Below are 17,773 nucleotides of genomic sequence, written 5' to 3' on the forward strand. Positions count from 1 at the left end.
TTTCTATCTTTTCCTGCGGGCAGCTTCTGTTTTCCACCGCCCGCAGGTATTTCTTTTTCTACTGGATTTCTACCCCCCAGAAGTAAGGATACACGTTGACCTGTTCCGGAAGTCCCGTCATCCGGTCGGAATACGCATCGTAATCAAAGAAATGACCAATATCAATGATCGGAAGCTGTGTATAAATCAGCTCCTGAATCTGTCCCCAGATTTCCCGTCTCGCATTATCGTCCATTTCTGCCACAAATGCATCGAATAATTCATTGCGCTCCGGGGTTGTCCACCAGCCTGCATAGGAAGTGTTCATGACATCATATACGAGAGGCAGAGGGTTCATGGACATGTGGGTAAAAAACAGATCCCAGTTTTCCGGGTCTTTTCTCTGTTCCATCATGGTCGTTCCTTCCAAATACTGAGCATTGATATTAAACCCGGCAGTTTTAAGCTGCTCAATGATGACTGTACACATATTTACATAATTCTGATAATTCGTGTTTACATAAAACGTGATTTCCTCTCCGTTATATCCTGCTTCTTTTGCCATCTCCGCAGCTTTTTCCGGATCACCCTGGTTATAATCCTGACATTCGATCCCACTGTGATAGAAGAATCCCTCCGGATAAATTTCCGGGCAAAGACTGTAAAGCTCTTCCGCACCCAAAGCGGCCATAAGCACTTCTTCTGAATTGATCGCTGTCTGAAGGGCATGGCGAAGAGGATAATTATCTGCCAGAATACCTGCCGTATTGTTGAGGAACACAACGCCGTTCATCGCGCCGTCATTTACAGTCGTTACAATGTTTTCCTCGCCGCTTAACGAATCGAACATATCTCCGCTTAACATGTAGGCATAATCATAGTCGCCTGCCTTTAAACCGGTCGTTCTGGTATTGACATCTTTCACAACATAAAATTCCAGATAATCGGCCAAAGCCTCACGTTTTCCGGCAGGGCCATTTGCCTCCTCTGTACGTGCGGAATATTCATCAAATTTTTCAAAAATGTAGGCGTTCCCGTTTCTGTGTTCCGCGAACTTATACGGGCCTGTACCAATGTACTGATCTTCTTTCAACGCCTCACTTCCTGCAGCCTCTGCCACTTCTTTGGGAATAATGTAGCAGCATCCGCAGTAAAAGGCAAAAATGTTTTTCCACGGGCCGTAGGGCTTATTGAATTTAATGGAGACGGTATAATCCCCATCTGTAACAATTTCATCTACATAGTCCCGGATCAGGCTGGCTCTCACACCGTTGGCAATCCAGCGGTCGAGCGACGCCTTGACATCCTCGGAAGTCATCTCTTCCCCGTTGTGGAACAAAACCCCCTGCCTTAAATGCATGGTAGCTGTAAGCCCGTCTTCCGATACCTCATCACTTTCCACCAACATCGGCTGAAGATTCATTCCCGCATCATAGACATATAAACATTCAAAGATCTGCTGCCCAAGACGGACTGCATTGTCTACGGTATTTAGCATCGTGTCCAGGGTAGCCGGTTCTTCAGGAAATGCGATCCGGATCGTCGTCACCTCATCTTCTGTTTCAACTGCAGCTTCTGTCTCGGTCTTTTCCTCAGCTACTGCTGCTGTTTCCGTCTCTTCTTCTGACGACTGGTTTCCGCCGCATCCGAATAAGGAACTGCCGGCAAGCGCCAGCGTGCAGGCCAATGCTAAAGTTCTTTTCAATTTTCTCATAGTTCTTCCCCTTTCCTTTGGTATCGTAAATTTGTTATTGCAACAGGCCAAACAGCCTGTTTCTCCACAGCAGTCAACTATTCCAGTAATCTCTGATTTTAGTATCCGTTCTGAAGGAAGTTTATGATCTCCTCCTTTCCTTTTCCCTGTATTCCTAAACACTCGGCCGTTCTGCCTGTTTTCCAGTAATCAACTCCCATCAGTCCCCCGGCAAGTGTGATGAGCGCATCGAAAAGCGGTGTTGGGGTTCCTATCTGTTTTCCCATGACTGCAACCGGCAGCGCAGAAAAGGGAATATCTTCTGTCATATACCGGTGGTTTAACGATGTCGGGCCAGCCGAACTCATGAAATCCCGGCTGCCTCTCAGGGTTTTATACGTCGTAACCTCCAGACGCGGGCAATATCCTTTCTGTACATAAGATTCTGCCAGTGGAACGCGAGGATGCCCTAATGCATCTCCGACAGACATTCTTTCTTCGTCCATCCTGTCAAGCAGGTCGGCGACTGCTGGTGTAATACCATCCCTGTAATGGTAATTATCCGGATTACCATCTGTATGGGCGGCGTTCAAAATCATAATCGGGCCATGGCTCAAAATATTACCATTATTTAAGGAACACTCCATCACATCCTTTGCCAGATGTACATTCTCAAAAAGAGAAGCGGCAACTGGATATACCTTCGGATTCTCCTTCGCCGGAAAAGCAGAAAAAAGATTATACTTTAAAGAAGTCGCAATCCTGACTTTGTTTTTCTCTGTCTTTTTACACCCGTAAGGAAGTGTACAATATTCTCCCAGCCTTGCTTTCCCATATACGCCGGCATCATGAAAAATCTTTGCAAATTCCAGAGCGCCTCCTGTACTTCCTGCGCATAGAAATATGTACTGCCCCTCTTTTACATAAGGAGCCATATCTCGTGCGGTGACCTGAAATGCAAATGATGGGATCACCACCAAAATAATTTCTGCTTCCTCCAAAGCTTCCTCTAAATTGCATGTAACTTGATACAAGCAAACAGACTGGCAATCTTCCTCTTCTTCTATATAGATCCTTTTTTCAGCGCCAAGAGCATTCAGGTTCTCTTTAAATTCTTCCCTATCCCATAGGATTACCTTATATTTCGCCAGCGCAAGTTTTGCCGCAACAGTAAACGCACCGTTTCCAGATCCAATTACACAAACTTTTTGTTTTTCCACTTTTGCATTCACCTCTTTTCAAAAAAATATTTTTCTATTTTATTTGTTTTATGGTTATTTTATACTGTTTTTTCTTTTTTATAGTCGAATAATACCACATTATGCACTATTTGTAAATAGTATATCTTCTATTTTGCTAAAAAAAAGTTATGTGATTAAGCGTATAATTTCCATTTTTATTCAAAATAGTCCTTATTTCCATGATTTATAAGCCCATGTTCAATTTACAAAATATTTTTTAGCATTATTTCTATGCAAAAAGGGGTGTACATTTCTCCCCTGCGGGATTCCTGTACACCCTCTTAATTTCCTTTGCTTATTCCGCCCAGACAACTCTCCCCGGCTTCCGCTCCGGAATTCCGGGATATTCGCCGTCCACATAGCCTAAGACGCAGTGGCCGATGCCTTCGTACTCCCCTTCCAGTCCCAGGCTCTTTAAGATCTCCTTTCCTTCCGGCGACTCAAATTCTTCTTTCGCCCTGTGGATCCAGCAGCTTCCGATTCCCAGCTCATGAGCTGCCAGCATCAGATTCCCCATCACAAGGCTTCCGTCGTAAACCCGCGTGCCGCAGCTTTTATCTGCCAGGACGATGAGCACCACTGGCGCACCGTAGAACGGATCTTTGTCCGATCCCATGATTCCGGCGTTCATCCTGGAAAGACGGTCACGCAGATCTTTATCTGTCACTGCCGCAATTACTGTCTTCTGATTGTTCATGCCGCTGGCCGCGTAGGTGCCAGCCTCGACGATTTTTTCCAGGATTTCCTTCGGAACCATATCCGGCTTGAAGCTCCTGATACTTCTTCTTGTTTTCATTTTCTCCAAAACATCGCTCATAACTTATACCCCTTTCTGTTTTCTGCGGACTATGCTGCGGGAATGGTTTACCCTGACATAAAAACGCGCCGAAATCTGCCAACATGCATGCGGCATGACGCAAATTCCGACGCGGTCTTTTCCGCACAGCACTTTGGTTATGCGGATATTGTATCATATTTGGGCGGCAAAAAACAGTTAAATTATGTGTATTCACATATTGGGAGCAGCAATACCCTTAAATATGACGCTTTTGGGGCTCGCTGCAAACGATATTGAGATAAATCCCGATGCTTATGCTGCATACAATGTTACTCCTTCTCTGGATACATTCTGATAAAACGGCAGAATATGCTTCCATTCCTCATATTCCTGATAGCTGATATCAACAATCGAAAAAACTTTAAAATATTCAAGTGCAAAATCCGTTGAAACTTCACATAACTTTTCTTCGTAATCTTTCAGCCTGTCCGGAGATAAATCTACCAAAACCATAATATCAATGTCGGAATCTTCTGTGGCTGTGCCTCTTGCTGCGGATCCATAGAGAATCACCGCTTTTAAATGATCCTGATAAATCATCTTCAGCTGTTCTGCCAGTTTATGATATACCTTCATCCATTCTTCTGTCCTGAGTTCCATGTATATGCGTCCTTTCCTTAGAGCAATATCGCTTCCTGTCTTTCACTCAATATTATAGCCATTCCGGGCTTCTTTGTATATCCTTTTCTTTCACATGGACAGAAAAAACACGCGCCATCTGCCTCTGCAGCATTATGGCGCGTGTTTTCTTCGGCAGGCATCACCCACCATTCTCCCCTCTCCCAATCATCCTCAAAATAAAGTCCACCGTCCCGTCGATCCCATAGCTCGCCGTGTTGATGCAAAGGTCATAGTTATTGGCATTGCCCCATGCCCTTCCTGTATAGAAGTTGTAATATCTGGCGTGCTCGTGATCCAGGCGGTGAAGGAAGCGGCGCGCCTTCTTCTCGTCTAAGCCGCTGTTGACCTCGATGGTGCGGTGCACCCGCTGTTCAAAAGGCGCCGTCAGGTAAATGCTGATGTGGGGGATGTTGTTGTTTGTCATGATGGCGTCGCCGCAGCGGCCCATGAGGATAAAATCCTCGGTCTTCGCCTTTTCGCAGACCAGGTCGCTCAAGTTAAAGAAGACGGCGTCCTGCTTCGGAAGCCCGTGATAGCGGCTGAATTCCCGTATCCTCTGTTTTAATGTCAGCCTCTTTTCCGGAAGGAAGGCCTCCGCCGGGCTTTTGTTGATCTCCTCATGGACATGGCCGTAGCCGGCCTTTTCCTGGACAGAGTCTTTTTCCGCGTCGAGCCGCTTTAAAACGGCCTCGAAAATTTCCTTGTCGTAAAAATTGATGTGAAGCTTGTCGGACAGCTTAAAGCCCACGTCAATTCCGCCGCTGCCGTACGTCCAGCTGATGCAGATAATCAGGTGCTCGCCGCCGGCAAACCTGTTTTTCAGGTTGAAGGCATTGAGGCTTGCAAGCTTCGGGTCGATGACATCGCCGCCGGCAAAGCTCGTGGGAAGCTCCATGACCGCGTTGATGATCCTGTTGTACTCGGTCATGCAGAGCTTCCGCTCCTCCTTGTCCTCGATGGTGCGGGCCATGTTGGCGATTAACGCCAGCTCGCTTCTCACCAGGTTTCCCTGGGGCCTTGTGAGCAGAAGATCCGTCAGCTCATTGACGCACCGCTCCCTGTCACGATTGAAAACACGGCCGAGGGAGGAGCCAAGATGGCAGTAAACCTCAGCGTCCAGATCATAAATATGCTCTGCCAGCTCTTTGATTTCGTCACGATTGATTGACATATGACCTCCCCCTTCCTATAAAAAGAATATGAACATATCAATCAGAAACACAGGCATCAGAACCGCTATCGACCACAGTAGGTAGCCGAAAAACGACGGCATCCGGATACCGTTCTCGTCGGCGATGGACTTTACCATGAAGTTCGGCGCGTTTCCGATATATGTATTGGCTCCCATGAACACGGCGCCCGCCGAAATCGCAAGGAGCATCTTCACCGGCACCGTTCCAAGCGCCGTGGCCATTCCGCTTGAGAATCCAAGGGAACCGGCCGTCGTTAAAAACACCAGGTACGTCGGCGTGTTGTCCAGAAAGCTTGACAGAAGTCCCGTGGCCCAGAACATCTGGAACGGCTCTGTGATCCCAAGCTCGGAGCCATTCGCCTGAAGCAGCATCAGCGCCGGCTGCATGGTGATGAAAATTCCCACGAACAGGACGGCCACCTCCCGGATGGCGCTCCAGGTAAAGTGGTTCTCCCTGCGGATGGAAACATTCGTCGTCTTAAAGGAAAGCCAGGCTGCGGCCAGGATAATCGCAATCTCAATCACCGACGGCCATCCGAGCACCACCTCGCCGAAAATCCGGATACCCAGCACATTCCCCTCGGCATCCTGGAACATGGGCATGCCCGGAAGCGTACCGCTCAAAATCACGGCCGCCACGATCATCACGAGGAAGAGCAGGTTATGGGCGCCTTTCAGCTTTACCTCCGTACCAGGCTTTGAGATATCCGGCTTGAGCCCTGCCGCCACGTCCGACCGGTAGGCACGCATATCCAGCTTATAAAAAATGAAAAGAAGAATTACCATGTTAAAGAGCAGCACCGGTAGCAGGTGCAGGCTCCAGAAAAACGGCACGCCCCGCATAAATCCCATGAGAAGAGGCGGGTCGCCGATGGGTGTCAGGCAGCCGCCCATGTTGGACACCATGAAAATAAAAAAGATGATAATATGGCGCCGTTTTTTCCGCCACGCGTTCATTTTGATGATCGGGCGGATCATTAACATGCTGGCGCCCGTCGTGCCGATCCAGCTGGAAAGCAGCGTGCCGAGGGCCAGAAGTCCCACGTTGATCCTGGGCGAGCCGGCCAGGTCGCCGGACATGGTGATGTTGCCGGACACACAGAACAGGCCGAACAGCAAAATAATAAACGTCAGATAATCATTCACCAGGCATTCCAGCACCGTTTCCGCCGCCTCTCCCGCCCCGAAAAGGGCCGCAAAGGGCAGCATAAATAAAAGCGACCAGAAAACAACGGCGTGGGGCTGGTGAGCTTCCCACCACTCTGCCTTTAAAAGCGGCAGGACTGCGATGCATAAAAGGAGCCCGGCAAAGGGCACGCAGAGCCACAGGGGCACGGCCGCCGTCTCCCCGGCTGCTTCTTCCGCCGCCAGGGCTGTCATCGGATGATTCAGCAAAAACAGCCCCAGGCTCCCGCAAAAAGCGACGAACTTTTTCATGATAAGCCTCCAAATTTCCTTCTCTAAATATTTTCTCAATCTGAGCATTCATTATAACAGCTTCCCATGGCAAAAACAACGGCACTCAGCACAAAAAAGCCGGAAGAAAATGAGAAAACATGGGCATTTTAACGACAATTCAGGCCGGGCACAGCGAAGATTCCCGCCATGCCCGGCCTTTCCCGGTTAAAACATGATTTTATTGAAGCCGCCTTCCGGCGCCAGGATGTAGGAGCCGTCAAAGCCGCATTCTTTCGCCAGCCGCACGGCCGCCTGGAACTGCCAGGCTAACGTATCCGTCCGGTGGCTGTCGGAGTTTATGATAATCTTTCCGCCCAGTCTCCGGATTTCTTTCAGAAGCGCCGGAGACGGATAGGGTTCCCGCCGGAATCCTCTGGACATGGCACCGGTGTTGATCTCAAACAGTGCGCCGGATTTGGAGAGCTCCCTCACGGCCGCCATGGCCGGTTCCAGATAGGCATCGCAGTTCTCGTCAAAGAGATGGCCGTCCTGGTTGAATTTGGTAATCAGATCCACATGGCCAATGATATCGCAGGCCGTAAGCTCCGCTGCTTTCGCCTCCCTGGCGTAGTAATCTGCCGTCATCCCGTACCAGTCCCCGCCCCAGAGGCGGTTTACGGCGTCCTTAAGGATTTCTTCGGATTCATCCACCATCACGGCTTCTTTGTCCTTTATGATCTGGTGGACGGAGCCGATCACATACTCCGCCGGCTGGAGCGGCCCCATGCTGTCCCGCTCGATGCCGATGTGGAGATTCAAGCGTCCCCGGTACCGTTCCTTTAATTCTTCCATTTCTTCCATATAAAGACGGTATTTCCCGTCGTTCATCCCAAAGGTGCCGTCCTCGGAATAGGCATAGCCCGAAAGGAAGCCGTGCTCGGAAATCCCGAAATCCGTAAGTCCCGTATCCCATGCGGCCTTCACCATCTCCGCCGGCGTGTTCCGCCCGTCCCCGTAGACGGTATGGGCGTGGAAATCTGCCCTGAGACTCATTTTGATTCCCCCTCTAAAAAGAACGCGTTCGTCCACGCCTTCCTGCCCATGGCGTCCTCGCACTCCACCCGGACATACGTTTCATCGCCTCTCAACACATGGCGCCCGCCAGTAAGCGGCGTCACATGATGGAGAATCGTCTCGCTCCGCCCCACTGGGCCGCCCACGATGAAGTTGATCCGCTCTGCCTTGGAGCATTCCACGAACACCTCTCCGTCCTCGATGCCCCACTGGTAAATGGACGGCCCGGCAGAGAAATAATAGTCGCCGGCCATCAGGTGGTTTACGATGGCCTCGTGGGACAGCTCCTCGGAGCGCACCATCACGAAGCCGCCGAAGCTGTCAAAAAATTTCGGCGGGTTGTGGTTGTCATCGGAGGCAAAGCCGCCGACTCTCGTCCCTTTCCTTAACATGGCTTCCCAGAACACGCTGTCGTAACCCTCGCCGCACTCCACGACGGTGCCGTAGTTGTAGACCTCCACGGCCCACACATGCTTTAAGTCTGCCACCTCATCCATCTCTACCCGCGACCAGGCCGGATGGTTGTAGGTGGTAAAGCAGCCACGGGCATTTAAGGTGTCGATCATGTCCTGGGCCGCCTTAAGTCCGTCCCATTCTCCGTAAAACCGCGGCGGAATGAGCCTCTCCCCGTGCTTTAGGAGCTTTTCCCCTGCCGCCTTCCGCATGGCCTCATTTCCCAGGATCCCGTGGATGTGGTGGGTCTTTTTCACATAGCTTCCCGTCTCATCCAAAAGGTTCACCGATGCCTCCACGCCCGGGAGCAGGATGAAGGTTTCCCCGTCGATCTGATCCCTGAGATCCGTATAATAGTCGTGCTCGCTGAGGCAGAGGAAATGGTAGCCGTTATTTTTATAAAACGCCGCTGCCTCTGCCGACGTAAGTCTTCCGTCGGAATTTGTCGTGTGGGAATGCAGGTTCCCTTTATACCAGCTTCCGCTTTCCGAAAACATTGTCTTTCTCATGGTTTCCTCCATTTTTAAAAGGGAGGCGCGCCCGGCGCTTCCCCAAATAATTTCCTTATGCTGCGCCCGATGCCTGATCGGCCACCGGGAGGCAGTTGCGCTTCTCCACGGACAGGTACACCTTCGCGCCGTCCTCGAAGATCGAGAAGCTCCGAAACAGGGTATCGGCATAAATCCGGATGCCGTTTACGAGAATCGTGTACCGCAGCACGTTTCCTCTGGAACGGCTCTCGAGCACCGTCCCCTCCCATTCGTAGGAGCCTGCCGGGTTCTGTTTTTCCCTGGAAATGGCGATGGTTTCCGGACGGATGGCGATGGAATCGCCTGCGGCCGGCGTGAGGCCTGTGAGCAGACGGAACTCTGCCGGGCCTAAGACATTGTAGTTTCCGATGAAGCCGGCTGCAAACCTTGTCTTCGGATCCGTGTAGATTTCGATGGGCTTTCCGAGCTGCTCGATGCGCCCTTCGTTTAACAGGCAGATGCGGTCGGACATAATCATGGCCTCATCCTGATCATGGGTGACGAAAATCGTCGTAATATTTAACTCCTTCTGGATCCGGCGGATTTCAATCTGGAGGCTCTTTCTTAACTTGGCGTCGATGGCGCTTAAAGGCTCGTCGAGAAGCAGCACCTTCGGCTTCGTCACGATGGCGCGGGCCAGGGCCACGCGCTGCTGCTGGCCGCCGGAAAGCTGGCCGGGATAGGCGTGAATCTTGTCTTCCATGCCGATCATCTTTAAGGCATCGGTGATTTCCCGACGGATTTCCTCCTTCGGAAGCTTTTTGATTTTAAGGCCGAAGGCCAGGTTCTGTTCTACGGTCATGTTGGGGAACAGGCTGTACTGCTGGAACACCATCCCGATCTGCCTGAGCCTTGCATCCATGTCCGTAATGTCCTTTCCTTCCAGGAAAATCTTCCCTTCCTGAACCTCCTCCAGACCGGCAAGGCAGCGAAGCAGCGTACTTTTCCCGCAGCCGGACGGCCCGAGGAGCGTGAGAAGCTCTCCTTTTTCCACTTCCAGGTCGATTCCCTTTAATACATGGAGGGAACCGAATTTTTTATTGATATTTTGAAAGGTTATGTAAGCCATTATTTCTCCCTTCTCTCCTTCTGCTTATTCTGACTCTTGTGGACGGCGTAGTTGATCGCCAGCGAGATCAAAAGCAGGATGATGACGGCAGAGCTTAACTCCTGGGTATCCGCCTGCCGGTTTCTGTAAAGGAACGCCTGCGCCGTCTCATACTGGGACGAGGCGATGATCTTGATAATTGCGAAATCTCCGAAAAGCCCGGCAAAGCCCATGAGCGCCGACGCCGCAAGCCCCGGGAAAATCGACGGGATCACGACGGTCACATAGCTGTAAAACTTCCGGCAGCCGAGCATCTGGGCCGCCTCCAAGATTCCTTTTGTGTTGACGGCATAGAGGCTGTTGCGGATTCCCTGGTAAGTGACCGGCAGGACGAAGACGCAGTAAATGCAGGCCAGCATCACCACACGGTTTGCAAAGACCGTCCCCGACCCGGCGTACATGGAAAGCACCGAGGTCGCCACAATGATACCGTTTATGGTAGTAGGGATCAGGCAGAAGATCTGCACCACCTTCTCCATGTTCGGCAGATAGACAATCACCACGTATAACGCCAGCAAAACGCTCACGTTTGTGATGAGGACGGGAAGCGCCGAAATCACAATGCCCCTTAAGATGCCCATGAGGAACGCCTGGTTGGTAAGCGTCGAAATGTAATACTGTATGGTAAAGCCCTCGGGCAGGATGGAGATCCACCTGTCTGCCAGGGAGTAAACAAACATGACTGCGAGCGGCATAATTAAGAATACCGCGGCCGCTGCTTTAATGGCAAACATCGCGCCTTTATGTTCTCTCATGATCTCATCCCTTTCTCAAAATGCCTTTTTAAAAGGTTGGTTGCGCCAATTTCAATCAGTACGATGGCAAGCAGCACGATGGATAAGGCGCTTCCAAGCTCCGGCCTCTGCCGCACGTCGCCCACGAACATGTCGACGATTTTGATGGGCAGCAGGGAAATGCTGTTGTTAATCAGAAGATACGGCGTGGCATAGGCTGCGACGGCGTTGGAAAACAGCATGTTGAAGGTTCCTAAAATTCCCGGCATCATGACCGGGATTCCCACCTGGAGCCAGAACCGGCGGCTCCCGGCGTTCATGAGCCTGGCAGCTTCCTTCCACTCCCGCCGCACCTTATCGAAAGTGGGAAGAAGAAGCAGCGTCCCCATGGGAACCTGGAAATACACGTAGACGATGAACATGCCTCCCATGGAATACAGGTTATATTCCGAAAGGGGTGCAAAGCCGATGGCCCGCGCAATGAGCACGAAGACACCGGACGTGCCGAGCACCGTGATGAACGCAATCGCAAGGGGAAGCCCGCTGAAGGAGGAAGTCAGGTTTAAAAGGGACAGATACCATGCCTTCCCGCGTCCCTTGCTGCGGCTTAAGGCCATGGCAAGGAAAAAGTCGATGAGAAGCCCCACAAACGTGGATGCAAACGTGACCCAAAGGCTGTTCTGGATGGCTGTCCGGTACACAGGCTTTTCAAAGATCTCCATGAAATACCGGAGAGAAAATCCGCCGTCTCCGCCGAAGCTTTTCGTAATCATTCCAAATAACGGCACACATTCAAAAAGGATTACAATCAGTCCCAGAGGCAGGAATAGGAACATCCTGCCTCCGGCTTTCTTAAAATTTTTCATATTTTCCTCCGATGGCCTAGCCCATCAACGGGATGATCTCTTCTTCCCATCTGGTTGCGATTTCCGTGCAGACCTCCGATACGGCGTCGTTGTCCGTAAGCGGGATGGTGTCCGTGTATTCGGCATCGTCAATCATCTTGGCGGAAAGCTCTTCCGGAATCTCCACATCGCTGCGGATCGGACGGGCATAGCCTCTGGCTCTGTCGATCTGGCCCTCATCGCTTAACAGGTATTCCACAGCCAGAGCTGCCGCATGAGGATGCGGCGCATATTTGTTGATTAAGAGGCAGTAGCCGGACTGGATGGCGCCGTCCTGCATGATATGGCAGTCCAGGTTGGCATCCGGGTTGATCTCGCTCACCAGCTCTTTATACCGCAGGGTCTGATAATCCCAGTGAAGGTAAAGGTCAACCTCGCCTCTTGCCATTCTCTCCTGGCTGTAATCGCCGGCATCCAGGCGGCCTGCCGCGGCCAGCTCCTTGAAGAACTCGATGGCCGGGTCGATGTTGTCGATGCCGCCGCCGAGGGCATATGCACAGGACAGCACTGCCATCTGGGAGGAAGCGCCGCGGACTACGTCGCCGATGGTGACGCGGCACTCACTGTTTTTTAAATCTGCCCAGGACGTAATCGGCGTACCGATGTTGTCAAGGTTCTGAAGGCTGCTCATGGTTCCAAGGTAGCTGATAACCCATTTTCCGTCGGGATCCTTTGCCCAGTCGGGAATGGAGTCCCAGGTGGTCGCCTTATAGGGCTGCACCACGTCCATCTCCACGGCCATGGGCCCGAACGCCTGGCCCACATCGCCGATGTCCTTGGTCGGGGCGTCTTTTTCATTTTCAAAAGTCGAAAGCTCTTCTGCGGAGCTCATATCGCTGTCTGTATGGGAAATTCCGTAGGTGTCTGTGATGGCCTGCCAGCTTCCTGCCCAGTTCGCCCAGTCATCCGGCATTCCGACGGAGGCAACGGCCCCCTCTTTCTTTGCTTCTTCCACAATCTCATCCAGAGTTAAGGACGTGAGATCGACGGTTTCCTTGGCCTCTGCACTGCTGCATGCCGTAAGGAGCGTGGCCGCGGCACATACATACGCCGCCGTACGGATCAGTTTTTTCTTCATTTTCATGGATACTCATTCCTCCTGATTCATTCTCTCTTCGTTTTTCTGTACGCCAACAGTATAACAGCAGGCAGCACTTGGCAGCTATCAGGATTCCGATAAATGGCCGTAAAAAAGACGGCTAAACCATGTAAAATGGCAGCCGCCTGTGTATAGCCGTCCTGGGGGAATGTAAAAATTTTGTAAAAACGGCGGGTACCAAGGGCAGAAATCCTCCTGTAAGCAAGCTTACGTCGGATTTCTGTCTTTGTTACCCTGGTATCATCACATCATTTTCTTTATTGTCTCGCAAAGCTCGGCAACGGCCTCTTCTTCCTTGCCGTTTTTGATGTCCTCCACCACGCAGGTGCGGATATGGCTGGACAAAAGAACCTTACAGAAACCGTTTAACGCCGCCTGAACGGCCGAAACCTGAACCAGGATGTCCGTACAGTAGCGGTCGTCCTGAACCATGGATTTGATGCCGCGCACCTGGCCTTCGATCCGGTTTAAGCGCCGGATCAGATCCTTTTCTTCCTCGGGATCCCGGTATTTATGGCGGCAGGCGCACTCCTCTTTCTCTCTCTCTTCCAAACGTTTTCCTCCTCTAGCCTACGACCTTGTAATCCTGGTCTTCCACGGCCTTTTTCAGGGTGTCAAAGGGCACTTCCTCGCTCATGGTGACGACGGCCGTTCCCTCCTTGTGGCTTACGGCTGCGCTCTCCACGCCCGGGATAGCCTCCAGACACTTCTTCACTCTCGCCTCACAGTGCTCGCACATCATGCCTTCGATCTTCATTGTCTTTTCCATAGATTTTGTCTCCTTTTTCTTTTTTGCTTTTATTTTTTTGTCCCTGTCGGAACGGTGCATGTCAAAGAAATTGAGCCGCAGCGCGTTGGAAACAACGCAGAAGCTGGAAAGGCTCATGGCAGCCGCGCCAAACATGGGGTTGAGCTTCCATCCAAAGATCGGGATCCATAAGCCCATGGCGAGGGGGATTCCGATCACGTTATAAAAGAAGGCCCAGAACAGGTTTTCATGGATGTTCCGGAGGGTCGCCCGGCTTAAGCGGATGGCCGCCGGCACGTCGCTTAAGCGGCTCTTCATCAGAACCACGTCGGCCGCGTCGATGGCAATGTCGGTTCCTGCGCCGATGGCGATTCCGATGTCTGCGCGGGTCAGGGCCGGCGCGTCGTTGATGCCGTCGCCCACCATGGCGACGCGTCCCTTGGATTTTAAGGAACGGATCACGCTCTCCTTGCCGTCCGGCAGAACGCCTGCGATGACCTCGTCGACACCGGCCTGGGCGCCGATGGCCTTCGCCGTCCTCTCGTTGTCACCGGTTAACATCACCACGCGGATGCCCATGTTCTGAAGCTCTTTTACGGCCTGCGGGCTGTCCTCTTTTATGGTATCGGCCACGGCGATGATGCCGAGAAGCGTCTTGTTTTTCGCAAAGAATAATGGAGTCTTTCCGGCTTCCGCCAGGGCCTCCGCCTGCTTTTTCATGGCCTCCGGCACGTCTGCGCGGCTTCCGATGAAGGAAAGGTTTCCGCCAAACAGCTCTTCCCCGGAAAGCTTCGCCGTAAGCCCGTTTCCTGGAAGCGCCGCAAAATCTGTCACATCCCCGGCCTCAATGCCGTCTTCCTCAGCCTTTTTGAGCACCGCTTTCGCCAGGGGATGCTCGCTCTTTTTCTCAAGAGCGCAGGCCAGGGAGAGAAGCTCTCGTTCCGAAAGCCCAGCAGCCGGGAGAAGCTCCGTCACCTTCGGCTCGCCGCTTGTGATGGTTCCTGTTTTATCTAAGGCCACAATCTCCGTCCGCCCGGTTTCCTCTAAGGACACGGCCGTCTTAAAGAGGATGCCGTTTTTCGCACCCATGCCGTTTCCCACCATGATGGCCACCGGCGTCGCAAGGCCGAGGGCACAGGGGCAGCTGATGACGAGGACGGAAATTCCCCTCGCCAGGGCAAAGCCAGCCGTCTCGCCGGCAAGGAGCCAGCCAACAATCGTAAGGAGCGCGATGGCGATGACCGCCGGCACGAACACGCCGGATACCTTGTCGGCCACCTTTGCAATGGGCGCCTTCGTGGCCGCCGCATCGCTCACCATTTTAATAATCTGGGACAGGGTCGTATCCTCGCCGACGCGGGTCGCTTCACAGCGGATAAAGCCCGACTGGTTAACCGTGGCCGCCGAAACCATGTCCCCGGCCTCTTTATCCACCGGGATACTCTCGCCGGTGAGGGCCGCCTCGTTGACGGCGCTGCTTCCTGTGAGGACGACGCCGTCCACCGGGATGTTCTCCCCCGGCCGCACCACGAAAATATCGCCTTTCTTCACCTGGGCGATGGGAACCACGGTTTCCTTTCCGTCACGTTCCACCACGGCCGTCTTCGGCGCCAGCTTCATCAGGCCCTTTAAGGCGTCCGTCGTCCGCCCCTTCGACCTGGCCTCTAACATCTTCCCGACGGTAATGAGCGTCAGGATCATGGCTGCCGACTCAAAGTAGAACTCGTGCATGTAGGTCATGACGCCTTCCATGTCGCCGTGAAGCTGGGCATTGCTCATGGCAAAGAGCGCGTAGGTACTCCAGACAAAAGAAGCGCCGGAGCCGAGGGCCACCAGCGTATCCATGTTGGGCGCGCCGTGGAGAAGGCCCTTAAAGCCGCTTATGAAAAATTTCTGGTTGATGACCATGACGATTCCCGCAAGGAGAAGCTGGAGAATCCCCATGGCCACATGGTTTTCCGCAAAAAATCCCGGCACCGGCCAGCCCCACATCATATGTCCCATGGAAAAGTACATAAGAATAAGAAGAAAGCCGAGCGATGCAATCAGCCGTCTTTTTAAAACCGGCGTCTCATGATCGGCAAGCGCCTCCTCGTCCGCGGAAAGCGACGATGCCGCCACGGCCTCATCGCCCTTTAAGGACGCGCCGTATCCGGCATTCACAACAGCCGCCACAATATCTGACGGCGCTGCCGTCCCCTCGACGCCCATGGAATTCGTCAGAAGGCTGACGGAACAGGACGTGACGCCGGGCACCTTGGAAACAGCCTTTTCCACACGGGCGCTGCATGCCGCGCAGCTCATTCCGGTAACTGTATATTGTTCCATTTTCGATCCCTCCTGGTATCTGACAATGCTTTTACACGCAGGCGCGCGTCTTGCTCCCGGCCGCTTTCCGGCCTGCGGCGGAGTCCGGATGGGACTGCCCCTCGCGCCTCTTTTTATACCCTTACTAGGTATGCCTATATCATATCATAAAATCGGCCGTTGTCAAGAGAGAAGTGAAAAAAAGACGCATCATTCCTTCTATCTCTAATAGGATGATGCGCCTGTCTGAATTTTTTATTCTATGATTTTCCTGCCTTTATTCGGCCGTTCCCTCTGCGGCGTCCTCCGCTTCAGAAGCTTCCGCGTTCTTCACAGGAGAAACCGTCACGACAACGGCGTCCAGATCCGCCATCAGATCCACGTCTTTATCGGAGGCGATGGCCAGGTCCCTGACTTTAATGGAATCTCCCACATGCAGATTTCCCACATCCAGCTCAATCTTTTCCACAAGCGCTGCCGGAACAGCCTTGTAGGGAATTTCTTCCATAAGCTGCTGCAAAACGCCCGCCGTCACCTTATCATGGTTTAGCAGGCGGATTTCCGCAACGGAATGTACCTTCTCCCCGCTTACGAGCGCCTGGAAGTCGATCTCATCCACCTGGTTTTTAAGGGGATTGTAGTCAATCTCTTTAATCAGGACGTTCCTCTTCTCTCCGTCCACATCCAGCATGATCTGGCTTCCTTTTTTGTTTGTCTTCACAAGGCGCTCCACATCTGCCTTCTGCATCTTCACCGGCACAGACTCCTTCATTTCCCTGCCGAATACGATTCCCGTAACATATCCCTCTCGTCTGAGTTTTTTCGCCTTGACATCCATTGTTCTTTTTTCAGCTTTTAAAGTATTCATTTATCTTTTCCTCCATCAAACTGATATAACGGATTGCTTATCGGCCTATGTTCCTGTTTCGCAAACTCCTTTGGGAAAACCGCGCGGGACGGGCAGAAGTGCCTGCCGCAGACGGCAGACCCGCAGGCGGGATTTTATTCCTGATAGGTCTTGGTAAGTAACCTTTCTTTTTGTTACAACCGTATTATAACATCTATATTTTAAAATGCAAGAGGGAATTTTATTTTTTTAGATGCCTGCGATCCGCTCCCGGCAAGCCTCCGGCTCAAAAAAAGATTTCCCATATAGAAAAAACGGAACAGGCCATGTCTGACAGCGGCGAGGCCATCGGTTCCCTGGACACCATGGCCCAGCCGCGGCTTCCGAAGCTTCTCTCTTGCTGATAAAAAACTTTTGCAAATTCAGCAGACGTGGTATAATGTTCATAACGTGAACATTATACCTGCAAATATCCTTCACACATTGCGTTTAACAAAACGCGGCGCCCTGACAGAAAGGATGTGATTCATCCAATGCCGACACTGGATAAAATTTACATGGCAGTCATGTGCGGTACGAAAGATGGAAATATTCGATTTGCAGAGCTTCAAAAGCTCCTTTCGTCCTTGGGGTTTCAGGTACGCATAAAGGGGGATCATTTTATCTATTATAAAAACGGAGTAGATGAAATTATCAACATTCAGCCCCACGGCAGCAACGCCAAACCTTACCAGGTAAAGCAAGTCAGAAATATAATACTGAAATACAAACTGGAGGTGTAAATATGCATAAATACGAACGCATCATTTTCTGGTCAGAAGAAGACGGCCGCTGGCTGGTCGATGTCCCGGAGCTCTCCGGCTGTATGGCAGACGGCAGTACGCCATATGAGGCGCTGCAAAATGCGGAACAGGTCATCTCCGAATGGATTGAAACCGCCAAGGCTCTTGGCCGGCCCATCCCTGAGCCAAAAGGCCGGCTTCTTTACGCATAATCTCAGCAGCTT

Annotated in this window: 17 protein-coding genes; 2 read left to right on the forward strand and 15 right to left on the reverse strand. The window is 52.0% G+C overall.

Annotated features, from left to right (window positions below):
- Window positions 1–58: 58 nt before the first annotated feature.
- The 15 genes from KE531_03570 to KE531_03640 all read right to left on the reverse strand — a co-directional run bounded on the left by KE531_03570 (window position 59) and on the right by KE531_03640 (window position 16,788).
- Complete coding sequence (locus KE531_03570; protein MBR9952706.1) at window positions 59–1,693, reverse strand: hypothetical protein; 1,635 nt, start codon at window positions 1,691–1,693, stop codon at window positions 59–61.
- Between the two features lie 98 nt (window positions 1,694–1,791).
- Window positions 1,792–2,892 carry an NAD/NADP octopine/nopaline dehydrogenase family protein gene (locus KE531_03575; GenBank protein MBR9952707.1) on the reverse strand — a complete coding sequence of 367 codons (1,101 nt, stop codon included), beginning with the start codon at window positions 2,890–2,892 and terminating at the stop codon, window positions 1,792–1,794.
- Window positions 2,893–3,208: 316 nt separating this feature from the next.
- On the reverse strand, window positions 3,209–3,730 hold the full coding sequence (locus KE531_03580) for a nitroreductase (protein ID MBR9952708.1): 522 nt from the start codon (window positions 3,728–3,730) through the stop codon (window positions 3,209–3,211).
- A gap of 273 nt (window positions 3,731–4,003) precedes the next feature.
- Window positions 4,004–4,351 carry a nucleotidyltransferase domain-containing protein gene (locus KE531_03585; protein ID MBR9952709.1) on the reverse strand — a complete coding sequence of 116 codons (348 nt, stop codon included), beginning with the start codon at window positions 4,349–4,351 and terminating at the stop codon, window positions 4,004–4,006.
- Between the two features lie 160 nt (window positions 4,352–4,511).
- Complete coding sequence (locus tag KE531_03590; GenBank protein ID MBR9952710.1) at window positions 4,512–5,543, reverse strand: cytidylate kinase-like family protein; 1,032 nt, start codon at window positions 5,541–5,543, stop codon at window positions 4,512–4,514.
- A 15-nt stretch (window positions 5,544–5,558) separates the two neighbouring features.
- Complete coding sequence (locus tag KE531_03595) at window positions 5,559–7,001, reverse strand: sodium:proton antiporter (GenBank protein MBR9952711.1); 1,443 nt, start codon at window positions 6,999–7,001, stop codon at window positions 5,559–5,561.
- Between the two features lie 186 nt (window positions 7,002–7,187).
- Window positions 7,188–8,015, reverse strand: coding sequence for a histidinol-phosphatase HisJ family protein (locus KE531_03600; protein MBR9952712.1), 828 nt, complete (start codon window positions 8,013–8,015; stop codon window positions 7,188–7,190).
- Window positions 8,012–8,998, reverse strand: a complete 987-nt coding sequence (locus KE531_03605; protein MBR9952713.1) for a PHP domain-containing protein — start codon at window positions 8,996–8,998, stop codon at window positions 8,012–8,014. The genes KE531_03600 and KE531_03605 overlap by 4 nt, the downstream gene beginning before the upstream one ends.
- A gap of 55 nt (window positions 8,999–9,053) precedes the next feature.
- Entirely contained in the window at window positions 9,054–10,088 is a 1,035-nt protein-coding gene (locus KE531_03610; GenBank protein ID MBR9952714.1) for an ABC transporter ATP-binding protein, read from the reverse strand.
- Window positions 10,088–10,882, reverse strand: a complete 795-nt coding sequence (locus KE531_03615) for an ABC transporter permease subunit (GenBank protein ID MBR9952715.1) — start codon at window positions 10,880–10,882, stop codon at window positions 10,088–10,090. The genes KE531_03610 and KE531_03615 overlap by 1 nt, the downstream gene beginning before the upstream one ends.
- A complete protein-coding gene (locus KE531_03620) occupies window positions 10,879–11,727 on the reverse strand; it encodes an ABC transporter permease subunit (protein MBR9952716.1) in 849 nt (282 codons plus the stop codon). Before KE531_03620 ends, KE531_03615 begins: the two co-directional genes overlap by 4 nt.
- Before the next feature lie 16 nt (window positions 11,728–11,743).
- Complete coding sequence (locus KE531_03625) at window positions 11,744–12,844, reverse strand: extracellular solute-binding protein (protein ID MBR9952717.1); 1,101 nt, start codon at window positions 12,842–12,844, stop codon at window positions 11,744–11,746.
- A 264-nt stretch (window positions 12,845–13,108) separates the two neighbouring features.
- Window positions 13,109–13,417, reverse strand: a complete 309-nt coding sequence (locus KE531_03630; protein MBR9952718.1) for a metal-sensing transcriptional repressor — start codon at window positions 13,415–13,417, stop codon at window positions 13,109–13,111.
- Between the two features lie 13 nt (window positions 13,418–13,430).
- On the reverse strand, window positions 13,431–15,941 hold the full coding sequence (locus KE531_03635) for a heavy metal translocating P-type ATPase (GenBank protein MBR9952719.1): 2,511 nt from the start codon (window positions 15,939–15,941) through the stop codon (window positions 13,431–13,433).
- A gap of 256 nt (window positions 15,942–16,197) precedes the next feature.
- Window positions 16,198–16,788 carry a 50S ribosomal protein L25 gene (locus KE531_03640; GenBank protein ID MBR9952720.1) on the reverse strand — a complete coding sequence of 197 codons (591 nt, stop codon included), beginning with the start codon at window positions 16,786–16,788 and terminating at the stop codon, window positions 16,198–16,200.
- A gap of 512 nt (window positions 16,789–17,300) precedes the next feature.
- Here KE531_03640 and KE531_03645 point away from each other — a divergent pair.
- A complete protein-coding gene (locus tag KE531_03645; GenBank protein MBR9952721.1) occupies window positions 17,301–17,549 on the forward strand; it encodes a type II toxin-antitoxin system HicA family toxin in 249 nt (82 codons plus the stop codon).
- A gap of 2 nt (window positions 17,550–17,551) precedes the next feature.
- Window positions 17,552–17,761 carry a type II toxin-antitoxin system HicB family antitoxin gene (locus KE531_03650; GenBank protein ID MBR9952722.1) on the forward strand — a complete coding sequence of 70 codons (210 nt, stop codon included), beginning with the start codon at window positions 17,552–17,554 and terminating at the stop codon, window positions 17,759–17,761.
- Window positions 17,762–17,773: the final 12 nt, after the last annotated feature.

Source organism: Eubacteriaceae bacterium Marseille-Q4139 (genome assembly GCA_018223415.1).
Lineage (GTDB): Bacteria > Bacillota > Clostridia > Lachnospirales > Lachnospiraceae > CABSIM01.

What these genes read in the sequence shown, in the direction of transcription:
- KE531_03590 (MBR9952710.1), bottom strand. Translation starts at nt 5,543, where the DNA reads ATGTCAATCAATCGTGACGAAATCAAAGAGCTGGCAGAGCATATTTAT.
- KE531_03595 (MBR9952711.1), bottom strand. Translation starts at nt 7,001, where the DNA reads ATGAAAAAGTTCGTCGCTTTTTGCGGGAGCCTGGGGCTGTTTTTGCTG.
- KE531_03645 (MBR9952721.1), top strand. Translation starts at nt 17,301, where the DNA reads ATGCCGACACTGGATAAAATTTACATGGCAGTCATGTGCGGTACGAAA.
- KE531_03570 (MBR9952706.1), bottom strand. Translation starts at nt 1,693, where the DNA reads ATGAGAAAATTGAAAAGAACTTTAGCATTGGCCTGCACGCTGGCGCTT.
- KE531_03635 (MBR9952719.1), bottom strand. Translation starts at nt 15,941, where the DNA reads ATGGAACAATATACAGTTACCGGAATGAGCTGCGCGGCATGCAGCGCC.
- KE531_03620 (MBR9952716.1), bottom strand. Translation starts at nt 11,727, where the DNA reads ATGAAAAATTTTAAGAAAGCCGGAGGCAGGATGTTCCTATTCCTGCCT.
- KE531_03600 (MBR9952712.1), bottom strand. Translation starts at nt 8,015, where the DNA reads ATGAGTCTCAGGGCAGATTTCCACGCCCATACCGTCTACGGGGACGGG.
- KE531_03580 (MBR9952708.1), bottom strand. Translation starts at nt 3,730, where the DNA reads ATGAGCGATGTTTTGGAGAAAATGAAAACAAGAAGAAGTATCAGGAGC.
- KE531_03625 (MBR9952717.1), bottom strand. Translation starts at nt 12,844, where the DNA reads ATGAAGAAAAAACTGATCCGTACGGCGGCGTATGTATGTGCCGCGGCC.
- KE531_03650 (MBR9952722.1), top strand. Translation starts at nt 17,552, where the DNA reads ATGCATAAATACGAACGCATCATTTTCTGGTCAGAAGAAGACGGCCGC.
- KE531_03615 (MBR9952715.1), bottom strand. Translation starts at nt 10,882, where the DNA reads ATGAGAGAACATAAAGGCGCGATGTTTGCCATTAAAGCAGCGGCCGCG.
- KE531_03585 (MBR9952709.1), bottom strand. Translation starts at nt 4,351, where the DNA reads ATGGAACTCAGGACAGAAGAATGGATGAAGGTATATCATAAACTGGCA.
- KE531_03640 (MBR9952720.1), bottom strand. Translation starts at nt 16,788, where the DNA reads ATGAATACTTTAAAAGCTGAAAAAAGAACAATGGATGTCAAGGCGAAA.
- KE531_03610 (MBR9952714.1), bottom strand. Translation starts at nt 10,088, where the DNA reads ATGGCTTACATAACCTTTCAAAATATCAATAAAAAATTCGGTTCCCTC.
- KE531_03605 (MBR9952713.1), bottom strand. Translation starts at nt 8,998, where the DNA reads ATGAGAAAGACAATGTTTTCGGAAAGCGGAAGCTGGTATAAAGGGAAC.